Source organism: Xanthocytophaga flava, from assembly GCF_030068545.1.
GTDB lineage: Bacteria > Bacteroidota > Bacteroidia > Cytophagales > 172606-1 > Xanthocytophaga > Xanthocytophaga flava.
The window spans coordinates 98,324-109,728 of sequence record NZ_JASJOR010000030.1; the positions used below are offsets into that span (position 1 = coordinate 98,324).

Consider the following 11,405-nt stretch of genomic DNA (forward strand, 5'->3'; position numbering starts at 1 on the left):
ACTTAAATAAAAACCAGTATAAATGAAAAAATGGATTGTGGCAGCTTGTTTGACTGCTTCAGTGGTTCTTGCTCAGGGACAGACTGTATCGACTACAGATAGTATTGAAATTGCTAAACCTAAGTTGACATTTAGTGCTTTTGCAGACATTTATTATCTATATGATTTTAACCAACCTGAAAACCATGAACGTCCAGGTTTTGTATACGCACATAGCCGGCATAATGAGTTTGCTCTCAATAATGCGGTTATAGGGGCTGCCTATACTTCTGACGTCGTAAGGGGAAATATCGGATTGCATACGGGTACCTATGTACAGCGGAATTATGCTGCTGAAACAATAAATGGTTCGGAAGTACTTAAGTATATTTACCAGGCTAATGTTGGTGTTCGCTTAGCCAAAGGGCTGTGGCTGGATGCTGGGATCTTACCTTCACACATTGGATATGAGTCGGCATTATCTATTGATAATCCAACACTCACACGATCACTAATGGCCGACAATACACCATATTATGAAACAGGAGCAAAGCTTACCTGGGATATCAGTGATCAACTGACCATTTCCGGACTAGTTCTGAATGGATGGCAGCGAATAGTTGAAACAGATCAGAATAAAGCCTTAGGTACACAGATTCAGTATAAACCTACTAAAGGCGTCTTATTGAATTCCAGTACGTTCTTTGGAAAAGAAGGGACCTATCGTTATTATCATAACTTCTATACCGTTCTTGATCTGATCGACAAAGTTACCATTATTGCCGCTTTTGACATTGGCTGGCAACAACAACTGGATTTAAATGGTAAAAAAGATGGCACCAAAACTTGGTGGAATCCCAATCTGATGGTTCGATACAAACCAACAGATAAAGTAGCCATAACTGGAAGAGTAGAATATTATAATGACCCTAATAACATTATCATTGCACCTACAGCTCTACCTGATGAAATATTTGTGACCGGTTTTAAAACATTTAGTCCCTCATTGAATCTGGATTATTTCCCAATTGAAAGCGTAGCCTTACGTATTGAAGGGCGATTATACTCTGCCTCAAATGCTGTGTTTATGAAAGACAATCAGACTAAAAAGACAGATGGTATAATTACAACCTCTATGGCATTTAAGTTTTAAGTTTACCAAAAAGAATAAAGTTAGAGGAGATACAATCCTCCTTTGACTTTGTATATTCATTCTATCGTATAAATTACGCTATTCATCATGCCTGAGCTAAGCCAGAATGAGTCTGCTGATCATTTTTTACAACTCATTCAGAAATCACGGAAAGGGAAATTTAAGCTCTACATAGGAATGAGTGCTGGTGTCGGAAAGACATACAGAATGCTTCAGGAAGCCCACCAGTTGATTCGTAGTGGTATTAATCTGAAAATCGGATTTGTAGAAACACACAATAGAGCAGAAACTGCTGCATTGGTAGGAGATCTGCCAACTATTTCCAGAAAAAAAGTATTTTATAAAAGTAAGGAACTGGAAGAAATGGACCTGCAGTCTATTCTAAATCAGCATCCGGAAGTGGTAATAGTAGATGAGCTGGCACATACCAATATTCCTGGTAGCAAAAATGAGAAAAGATGGCAGGATGTAGTTGAATTGCTTCAGGCTGGTATCAGTGTGATCAGTGCAGTAAACATTCAGCATCTGGAAAGCTTGAACAACCAGGTATATCATATTACCTCAGTTGAGGTATCTGAAAGAGTGCCTGATCATGTATTACGTATGGCAGATGAGATAGTAAACATTGATTTGCCTGCAGATGAACTGATTCAACGACTCAAGGATGGAAAAATATATCATGGTGCAAAGATAGAAGCCGCATTGTCTAATTTTTTTCGGTCTGAACAGATTTTACAACTTCGGGAACTGGCATTAAAAGAGGTTGCCTATCAGGTTGAGAAAAAGATTGAAACAGAGGTGCTGGGGCCCAATCGATTACGTCCTGAAAAGCTATTGGCCTGTATTAGTTCAAACAATGAAGGAGCACAGAAAATAATCCGTCAGACTGCCAGACTTGCCAGCTACTATGATGCCAGTTGGTATGTGGTGTATGTTCAGACTCCACGCGAAGATCCGGATAAAATTAAACTAGCATCCCAGCGACATCTGATCAATAATTTTAAGATGGCAACAGAGATGGGAGCGGAGGTAATACGAGTAAAAAACAACAGTGTGTCAGATGCTGTTTTAAACATTGCTTTGGAGAAACAAATTAGTTTTATCATTTTAGGTAAACCCCATTTTAATCATTGGAATTTTGTATTCAAGTCAACTTTATTACGAAATATGCTTCTTAAAACAGAATCCACACCTATTGATTTAATCATTGTATCCTAAATGAAAATAAAAACCAAACTGGTAGCAGGGATTGCTTTTCTATTTGCCTTATTTGTTATAATCGGAGGGTTGGGTGCATACTTTATCAAATTATTGTCCAATGAATCTGATCAGATTATTGAGGATAATTATGAATCTGTAGAGTACACCAATGCCATGACGCAGGCGTTAGATGAAATGAAAAGATACCATACCGAGTTTTTTTTCTCTCCCAATCAAGATAGCCTTACCAATCTGGTACGTGAACAAATGCTCAGACAAGCTATTGTTGAATTTGAAAAAAATCTGAAAAATGAAGAGGATAATATAACAGAGTCCGGTGAGAAAGAATTAGTACAATCTCTCAGAAGTAACTATACACATCTGCTACAGCTGACTCAGTCTGCTACAAATAGGTCAACGCCCTCTGATTATTATTTTAATGAAATAATCCCTCAATATAAAGATCTCCAGAAGGATATTTATCAGATTTCAGAGGTAAATCTGTGTGCAATAGATCGTAAGAATAATAGTGCACAGGCTACAGCTCAAAAAGTATTGAGTTATATATCAGTGATTGGAGTTGTAGCCTTCATTGTATATTTCACTTTCTTTTTGAATTTCCCAGGATATATCGCTAATCCTATTCAGGAATTATCCCATAGTATCAGACTCCTTGCCAACAAAAATTATCAGCAACGTTTGCATTTTACATCTAATGATGAATTCGGCGAAGTCGCTAGTGCATTTAACTCGATGGCGGAAAAATTGGATGAGTATGAAAACAGCAACCTAGCTAAAATCCTGTTTGATAAGAAACGTTTGGATACTGTGATAAATAATATGCGGGATGCTATCATCGGATTGGATGAGAATTTACGCATATTATTTATTAATCAGGAGGCTACAAAGTTGATGGTAGTAAATTCTGAAGAAGTGACAGGGAAATATGCTCCTGATATAGCACTAACCAATGACCTGATGCGGAATTTAATTCAGGATCTTGTCACTGATGCAACTTCTGAAAGCCAAACTCCACTAAAGATTGTAGTGGACAATAAAGAATCCTATTTTACAAAGGATATTATTGATGTGGTGTTTGTGCGTACAGGTGAAACCAACTCCCGAAAAATTGGATATGTAATTGTCCTTAAGAATATTACTCATTTTCAAGAATTAAATGTAGCCAAGACTAACTTCATTGCCACAATTTCGCATGAATTGAAAACGCCAATATCTTCGATCAATCTAAGTTTAAAACTACTGGAAGACGATCGTATCGGAAGTATCAATGAAGAACAAAAATATATGATTGATAATATAAAGGCGGATACACAACGATTATTAAAAATTACCCGTGAGCTACTGGATTTGACACAGGTTGAGACTGGAAATATCCAGTTACATTTCAGGGCTACCAAACCGCAAGAGATTATTGACTATGCTTATGAGGCTCTAAAAGCTCAGATGGATCAAAAAAATATACAAATAGAGATTATTGCTGACAATACTCTCCCTGAATTATATATCGATCGGGAGAAAACTGCCTGGGTAATGATTAATCTTTTGTCTAATGCAGTACGTTACTCATCAGAACAAAGCAGAATCATTATTAGCGCAAAACAGGAAAATAAAACTGTGGTTTTTTCTGTACAGGATTTTGGGAAAGGAATTGACAAAGTTTACCAGGAAAAAATATTTGAACGGTATTTTCGTATTCCAGAACAGAGTAATGGTTCTTTAGGTACAGGCTTGGGATTAGCCATTTCAAAGGAATTTATAACTGCACAAGGTGGAAAAATATGGGTGGAAAGTGAACCTGAGCAAGGAAGTATTTTCATGTTTACTATTCCTGTAACATTGGTATAAATGGCATTAATGTTACTTGTAAACCCATAGTATGATAAACAAACCCACTATGTCACCACAGGAAGAAGAAAATTTATTCTGGAATGCAATTGAAAAATCTAATAAGTCACAAACCTCTCACTGGAGTGATTATGATATTGAAGAGCATCTTGAAAATCTGGTTGAACTACTTTCTCATCACAGCAAAGAAGAGTTAGTTATTTTTGAAAAGGTATTTCAGGAAAAGATGTATGAGCTTTACACTGCGGAGATTGCCGAATTGTCAATAATCTTAGAAAATGGATATACAACTGAAGATGGCAAAATTATTTTTGATGATTATATATCTACTGATGGTTTCATTTATTTTCGGTGCTGGCTTATATTAAAAGGAAAGGAGTTTTTTGAAGAAATCACAGAGGATATAAACGCTTTTATTAATGGAAAATATAGTTTTGATATAGGCAATAATTGGGCTGAAGGACTTTTATATGTTTCTGAAGAAGCATATGCTATCTATAATGATAATGAAGAAAAGATTGAAATTCAAGATGCTGTAACAAAGTTGTTTCCAGATGTTATTCATTATGACTCATTAGATGGAGAAATGGATGGAGTACCTATAAGTGGGGAAGACCTACAGGATATATACCCTCAACTAGTTAAAGAAATAACAGATTTAAGGAATATGTAGATGGTTATATAATAAAAAATGTGATAGCCAATGAAAATTATTGGCTATCACATTTTGAATATTATGATTTATAGAAATTAATAGGCTGCTTGGCTGGAACGCAGATATTGACTGATTGTATCATGCGTTCTTTGAATGCTATCCCGCTGACTTATTAGTGTCTCACGAAGGCTAGCAGATACATTGTCTTCCAATGCGTCATCATAGGCTTTAATAGCTGCCTTATCTCCAAATTCGCAAGAGCTTAGAATCGATTCACGATCTTTTCCTGTGAAAGCTGCTTTCAGATCCATCCATGCTTTATGGATTTGTCCGGTAGCAGTTGTACCTCTTTCTGGCTCTCCACCCAATGTTGTTACTTCCTGTATCAAATCATTACGGAAGCCTCTACTCTCATGGATAAGATTGGCAAACATCGCCTTCAAATCTACATCTTCAAATTCAACATCTTTCATGGCTCTTTCATAGCCTTCGATACGATCATTCAAAATTTCTATAACATCATTTAAAATAGAAACTGATTTTTCACTAGCTGACATAAAAACGTTATTTAGGTTAATAATCAATACATATTTATGCCTCTAATGCCAAAAAATGCATGCCATTATGTTTTTATCTTATAGAAAAAAAGCAATAACCAGCCCAAATGTATAGGCTGGTTATTGCTTTTTCATAGGTTATATGCTTCTAATAAGCCATTATGCAGTTTTTGGGTTGAATACTTCTGCATCTGTAGAACCCAAACCAGATTGGGTATTATAATCAGCAACAGAGGTTCCCAGAGGCTTGCTAGCAGCTTCGCCTACAGACATATCTACATAATTGAGGTTTTCAACACGCTGTTCAATGTGATCGATCAGGAAAGATGGGCCGTCGATTACCGCATTGCGCTCTTTTACCTCAACAACTATAGGTCGGTTCATTGATCCTGCAATCATGGTCGGGATATAGATATACCGATTGTTTTCTTTGTGATCCATTGCATAACCACTTGCTTGCAGAATAGCATCCAAGCGATCTTGTCCTGTATCAGAGTCACCATAGCGAACACTGGTATGTGAAAGTGTATTACGGCTTGCAAAGCGATATATATCAACTGCAAGAGCTACACCCCAAAAACCTATGAATAGCCATAAACGCCAGTCCAGGCTAGTACTTCCCTTTTGCCAGTAGGACAAGCCCATGAATAAACCGATGATACCTGCCATGATTAAAGCGGAGAAAGCAACTCTCTTGGTTACTAAGGCTCCAATGTTGGTGTCTTTCATACTTGTAATTGTTATGATAAAAACATTTTTACTGTGAGAATTCAGATTTGATGTAGAACTAATACAATATTAGTTGCTTTTGATTTTTGTTAGAATTTGTTTATATCCGAAATATTGCGCTGTAAGTTTATCTAACTGTTTAGTGGTTCGTGGCCTGAAAAAATGGATACTTCACTAAGTTAAAGTATTCTTTTTTAAAGAACAAGTTTTCTTATAGTAAGATTGTTCCTTTAACATAAATACCATTTTTACCAGAATGGTGACCGTTGGAATGGGAAAATTTTTATAAATACTGATAAGGTTTTAAAATGTGACCCTATTCAGAAGATCCAGTGTAAGAAAAAATGTAAGAAATAAACCTTTTTTCGTTGTTTTTGAGTTAAATGAAAAATATCTATACTCTATCTAAGATAGGAGTTCCAAATACTTTTATAGTTAGCAGTGTTTACATTTGAAATTACTTTTGATTTTTTGCGAAGAGTAGCTGAACTTTGCCATACTATTACCTGACAGATGATGACTTATGCCTTATTTACAAGAGACAACCTATAGATCACCCTTTTACCTATTTAATGGTCATTTACAGACGATCATCCCTGCTGTTATGCGAAAGGTAAACGGTATATCCTATTACAGAGAACGTATAACTACTCCTGACGAAGATTTTCTGGATTTGGATTGGGCTTTTGCAGAAAATAAAAGAAAAACAGAGCCTACCCCATTAGCCATTATTAGTCATGGACTAGAAGGGGATAGTCAACGGCCTTATGTAACTGGGATGGTACGTATATTAACATCAGAAGGCTACGATGTACTTGCATGGAACTATAGAAGTTGTAGTGGCGAAATAAACCGTCAGAGAAGATTCTATCATATTGGAGCTACCGATGATTTACACACAGTAGTTGAGTATGTAACTCAAATGAAGCCAGAATATACAGAAATCGTTTTGTTAGGATTTAGTGCGGGAGGCAACATTACTCTAAAATATCTGGGTGAACAAGGTGCTTTACTAGCACCATTTATTAAAAAGTCAGTAGTATTTTCCGTTCCTTTAGATGTGAAAACCAGTAGTGCTAAGATTTCGAAGCCTCAAAATTTTATTTATGAACAACGGTTTTTGCGCAGTCTTCGAAAAAAAATTCTCAAAAAAGCTGAAATTATGCCGCAGGAGATTGACATTATGCCTCTTCAGACTATCCGTAAGCTTAAGGAATTTGATGACGTATATACGGCTCCTCTACATGGATTTAAAGATGCAGTTGATTATTATACCCAGAACAGTTCCAAGTTTTTTTTACAAGGTATTAAGGTTCCTACATTAATTGTCAATGCAATCAATGATCCTTTTTTATCCCCTGAATGCTTTGATCAGTCTCTAGTGACAAATCTTCCTAATGTATGGTTACAGATTACTCAGGCAGGTGGACATTGTGGGTTTATGTATCAGTCATTACAAAACACTTTTTGGTCTGAGACGAGAGCTTTATCTTTCTTAAAGGAGTCTGATTTCTAGAATCCAGCAATAATCTTATTCTTTTATAGATTGCTCTCTGTTTCGTTGAAATTGCTCTGTATAATCAGGCGCAATTGTACCAAATAACGAATCCCAAAATGTAGTGTAGAACCCAAAGTTGTATTGCTCATTTTGATGATGCTGGTAATGAAAAGTAGCAGTGGCGATCAGTTTTACTACTGGAATTCTGAGCCAATTGGCTGGAAATAATTCAACATTCATATGTCCTAGCATTCCAAAAATGACATTTAATGTCAGATACAGAATCACAGCATATAAATTGGCTGGAAATACTAATAATAAAATAACCCATAAACTTCCAAATGAAAACGTTTCAAAGGGATGCAACACGAAAAGATCAATAGGCTGAGGATTTGTGTATGTATGATGTAGTTTATGTACAATTGAATAAAGGAAGGTTCGGTGAACAATATAATGGAGAAAGAACATGACTGCATCCATAGTTAGAATGAGTATAATTGAGTCTATAACAATGCGATAAGAAATACTTTCATCAAATTGTATGTATCCCCGCTTCCAGCATTCATAACCTGCATACGTAATAAGAGTATTGATAATAACTGAAATAGAAGCCAGTAAAACTTCTTTACTGGTTAATGTCTCAACTAATTTTGAGAGTTGCTTTATACAGAAACCATAGGTCAACCAGTTGCTGATAAGCAATGTTAATAGGACAATAGTTGCATTCTCAAGCCAAAAAAATCCAAAGGCTTCCCAACGATTAATACTTTCCAAAAAGTGCAGCATAGGATAAAATAGTAAATAACGTGCTGTAAATTAAGTAGATTAGCTTGTTTATATAAGAGTGATTCTCTCTTTTCCTTACAAAGCACCTATTCCATATGATTTTGCCAGTTTTGCTGAATCTATCTTCTTCAGACTAATGGGAATGAACAATTTACAAAATGGCAACGTTATGAAGTCGTTGAAAAAAAGTATTTTTGTAATAGGCAAACTTCTTACTTACATTAATGCTTTCTGTCTGTAAACTATTGTCTCTGATCTGATAACCGCATAATCCATCACATTTTGTACGCCATAGTTGATATTGAGACCACGGGAGGGCAGCCTGACCGTGACCGGATTACTGAAATTGCTATCGTTTTACACAACGGCAAAGAGGTGGTAGAACGTTATGAAACATTGATCAATCCTGGTCGTTCTATTCCTTATGAGATTACTCAGCTGACAGGAATTTCTAATGAAATGGTACGGGATGCACCTCCTTTTTATGAAGTGGCTCGCAAGATTGTAGAACTTACCGAAGGAGCTATTTTTGTTGCACATAATGTCCGTTTTGATTACTCATTTATCAAGTCTGCATTCAAAGATCTTGGATACAATTATCAGCGAAAAACATTATGTACAGTACGAATGAGTCGGAAGTCATTTCCGGGTCTACCCTCATATAGTTTAGGCAAGTTATGTCATTCGCTTGGTGTTACTATTGAAAATCGCCACAGAGCAATGGGAGATGCTGAGGCAACTGCAGAGGTATTTGGGATGATTATGAATCAGCATCAGATTACTGCAACTACGTCTGCTGATGTTGAGGATTGGCTTGCCCTTGAGGTTAAATCACAAACGTTACCACCTCGTATAACAAGAGAGCAAGTTCTGGCATTACCTGAAGATACTGGAGTTTATTATTTTCATGATGAACATGGGAAAGTTATGTACGTTGGAAAGAGCATTAATATTCGCAAACGTATCATTCAACATTTTCAGATAGATTATAAGAGTCGTAAATCAATAGAGTTTAAAAACAACATAGCTAGTATTACCTATGAGTTGACTGGGAGTGAACTGGTGGCGTTGTTATATGAATCGGATGAAATAAAGAAGATAAAACCTCGCTTCAATACACAACAAAAGAGATCACGTGCTGTCCCTTTTTATGGAATATATGAAGAAGCAGATAAAAATGGATACATTAATTTATATGTAGAAAGATTGTCTTCAGATAAAGAACCTTTAACCATGTTGGATAATTGGGAGGATGCCCGTAACTTTTTATATAACAGAGTTCAGAAGTATGGATTGTGTCTTCAGAAATGTGATTTGCATAAGACAGGAGGCCCTTGTTTCAATTATCATATTCATCAGTGTAAAGGTGCTTGTGTAGGGCTTGAACCTGTAGACGAATACAATAATCGCGCACGAGCTGCGATTGAAAGTTTCAGTTTCCAAAACGAAAGCTTTTTTATTGTTGGCCGAGGCAGACATGAAGATGAAAAGTCTGTTGTCTGTATTGAAAAAGGACGATACATAGGATTTGGTTACATTGATACTTCTATAGAAGAAGCAACACATGAAAACCTGCGGGCAAGCATACGTAAATACCCTCATAATCAAGATATTCAGCGTATACTATGCGGCTATGTACGTAACAATCGGTATGATAAGGTAATCCCCTATCAATCACTGTCTATGAAAGCTGTTGCAAATGATCCTGATTAATCTAATACGTAACCCATAACTATTGAAAAGGATGTATGAGTAAACATCGGCGTAAATCCCACCTCAAAGAAGAACAAAGAGAATTTGGATTTGGAAATAAACTTACTGACGCTACTACCAGACTAATTAATAAAGATGGAAGCTTTAATGTTGTTAGAAACAACAAAATATTAGGTCGTTACTATCTGGATCCTTATCATCGCTTTATTACCATGCGATGGCGTAAATTCTTTTTGATATTTCTGCTATTCTTCTTTGGCATAAATGGTGCATTTGCTGTAGTCTATACTTTGTTAGGCTCTGAACAGTTTCAGGGAGTATCCAGTGCAGGATATTTCAGTAATTTCTGGGATATGTATTTTTTTAGCACACAGACATTCACTACTGTTGGATATGGACATATTGCACCAATAGGTTGGTTGGCAAGTATGATCGCATCCCTGGAATCAGTGGTTGGATGGTTATCATTTGCTATTGCAACAGGTTTATTATATGGTCGTTTTGCAAGGCCCCAAGCACGCATATTATATAGTAAACATGCAATAGTTTCTCCTTATAAAGCCGGGATGGGTTTAATGTTTCGTATTGCCAATGCCCGTAATAGTCAGCTCATTGAAGTTGAAACTGAGGTAATTCTTAGTCTGATTGATAATGGCAATGAAACTCCTCGACGAAAATATTATAACTTAAACCTGGAACTCAATCGTATTAGCCTGCTTTCCTTAAGTTGGACGGTTGTTCATTCTATTACAGATTCGAGTCCATTATATGGTGTAACATTACAGGATTTGAAAGATAGTGATGCTGAATTTTGGGTTATGATTAAAGCTTTTGATGATACGTTTGCACAGGTAGTATATCAGCGAACTTCTTATTCCTGTGATGAGATAACATGGGGCGCAAAGTTTAAACCAATGTATTCACCAATTATAGGAAGTAGTAAAATTGCTCTGGAACTTGATAAAATTAGCGAAGTTGAAAAAGTTGACCTGCCTGAACTGATTATGGAAGTAGAAGAGGAGGAAAGGGGAGTGTCTGATTTATGAGATATAGTTTTTGAGAAATATATTTTTTTATATCTGTAACAATAGGTAGCGTTGTTGTATCTCTGTTAAAAAAATATTAGTATATAAATCATTTATTACTCTACCCGAGGAAAACTAGCAATAGAAAACAAAAAGGTTGAAATTTGGAGCGACCAAGCCACCAAACCAACCTTTGAGGATGAAAACAATCATCAGTGAGCAAGTTATCAAAATTTTAGACAAA

General features: G+C 36.1%; 10 protein-coding genes. 7 read left to right on the forward strand and 3 right to left on the reverse strand.

Annotated elements, in window-relative coordinates; all coding sequences use genetic code 11:
* Positions 1-22 precede the first annotated feature (22 nt).
* From QNI15_RS30950 to QNI15_RS30965, 4 genes are all read left to right on the forward strand, one after another.
* Positions 23-1,132 carry a porin gene (locus tag QNI15_RS30950; protein WP_314035544.1) on the forward strand — a complete coding sequence of 370 codons (1,110 nt, stop codon included), beginning with the start codon at positions 23-25 and terminating at the stop codon, positions 1,130-1,132.
* A gap of 87 nt (positions 1,133-1,219) precedes the next feature.
* A complete protein-coding gene (locus tag QNI15_RS30955; protein ID WP_314035547.1) occupies positions 1,220-2,350 on the forward strand; it encodes a sensor protein KdpD in 1,131 nt (376 codons plus the stop codon).
* Positions 2,351-4,198, forward strand: a complete 1,848-nt coding sequence (locus QNI15_RS30960) for an ATP-binding protein (RefSeq protein WP_314035549.1) — start codon at positions 2,351-2,353, stop codon at positions 4,196-4,198.
* A gap of 49 nt (positions 4,199-4,247) precedes the next feature.
* On the forward strand, positions 4,248-4,871 hold the full coding sequence (locus tag QNI15_RS30965) for a DUF4240 domain-containing protein (RefSeq protein ID WP_314035551.1): 624 nt from the start codon (positions 4,248-4,250) through the stop codon (positions 4,869-4,871).
* A 77-nt stretch (positions 4,872-4,948) separates the two neighbouring features.
* Here QNI15_RS30965 and QNI15_RS30970 read toward each other — a convergent pair whose 3' ends face one another.
* Positions 4,949-5,410 carry a ferritin-like domain-containing protein gene (locus QNI15_RS30970; RefSeq protein ID WP_314035553.1) on the reverse strand — a complete coding sequence of 154 codons (462 nt, stop codon included), beginning with the start codon at positions 5,408-5,410 and terminating at the stop codon, positions 4,949-4,951.
* A 159-nt stretch (positions 5,411-5,569) separates the two neighbouring features.
* Positions 5,570-6,139, reverse strand: coding sequence for a hypothetical protein (locus QNI15_RS30975; RefSeq protein WP_314035555.1), 570 nt, complete (start codon positions 6,137-6,139; stop codon positions 5,570-5,572).
* A gap of 523 nt (positions 6,140-6,662) precedes the next feature.
* Here QNI15_RS30975 and QNI15_RS30980 point away from each other — a divergent pair.
* Complete coding sequence (locus QNI15_RS30980) at positions 6,663-7,655, forward strand: YheT family hydrolase (protein WP_314035557.1); 993 nt, start codon at positions 6,663-6,665, stop codon at positions 7,653-7,655.
* A 15-nt stretch (positions 7,656-7,670) separates the two neighbouring features.
* On the opposite strand, the gene QNI15_RS30985 is transcribed toward QNI15_RS30980, so the two are convergent.
* The gene (locus tag QNI15_RS30985; RefSeq protein WP_314035559.1) at positions 7,671-8,423 is read right to left on the reverse strand and encodes a sterol desaturase family protein; all 753 of its coding nucleotides are present in this window, start codon (positions 8,421-8,423) and stop codon (positions 7,671-7,673) included.
* A gap of 270 nt (positions 8,424-8,693) precedes the next feature.
* Here QNI15_RS30985 and QNI15_RS30990 point away from each other — a divergent pair, with 270 nt between their 5' ends.
* Positions 8,694-10,136 carry an exonuclease domain-containing protein gene (locus QNI15_RS30990; RefSeq protein WP_314035560.1) on the forward strand — a complete coding sequence of 481 codons (1,443 nt, stop codon included), beginning with the start codon at positions 8,694-8,696 and terminating at the stop codon, positions 10,134-10,136.
* A 35-nt stretch (positions 10,137-10,171) separates the two neighbouring features.
* A complete protein-coding gene (locus QNI15_RS30995) occupies positions 10,172-11,182 on the forward strand; it encodes an ion channel (RefSeq protein WP_313993038.1) in 1,011 nt (336 codons plus the stop codon).
* Positions 11,183-11,405 lie beyond the last annotated feature (223 nt).

Excerpts from the sequence above, each read along its gene's own strand:
- QNI15_RS30980 (WP_314035557.1), top strand. The coding sequence starts at position 6,663 with ATGCCTTATTTACAAGAGACAACCTATAGATCACCCTTTTACCTATTT.
- QNI15_RS30965 (WP_314035551.1), top strand. The coding sequence starts at position 4,248 with ATGTCACCACAGGAAGAAGAAAATTTATTCTGGAATGCAATTGAAAAA.
- QNI15_RS30960 (WP_314035549.1), top strand. The coding sequence starts at position 2,351 with ATGAAAATAAAAACCAAACTGGTAGCAGGGATTGCTTTTCTATTTGCC.
- QNI15_RS30970 (WP_314035553.1), bottom strand. The coding sequence starts at position 5,410 with ATGTCAGCTAGTGAAAAATCAGTTTCTATTTTAAATGATGTTATAGAA.
- QNI15_RS30985 (WP_314035559.1), bottom strand. The coding sequence starts at position 8,423 with ATGCTGCACTTTTTGGAAAGTATTAATCGTTGGGAAGCCTTTGGATTT.
- QNI15_RS30955 (WP_314035547.1), top strand. The coding sequence starts at position 1,220 with ATGCCTGAGCTAAGCCAGAATGAGTCTGCTGATCATTTTTTACAACTC.
- QNI15_RS30975 (WP_314035555.1), bottom strand. The coding sequence starts at position 6,139 with ATGAAAGACACCAACATTGGAGCCTTAGTAACCAAGAGAGTTGCTTTC.
- QNI15_RS30995 (WP_313993038.1), top strand. The coding sequence starts at position 10,172 with ATGAGTAAACATCGGCGTAAATCCCACCTCAAAGAAGAACAAAGAGAA.
- QNI15_RS30950 (WP_314035544.1), top strand. The coding sequence starts at position 23 with ATGAAAAAATGGATTGTGGCAGCTTGTTTGACTGCTTCAGTGGTTCTT.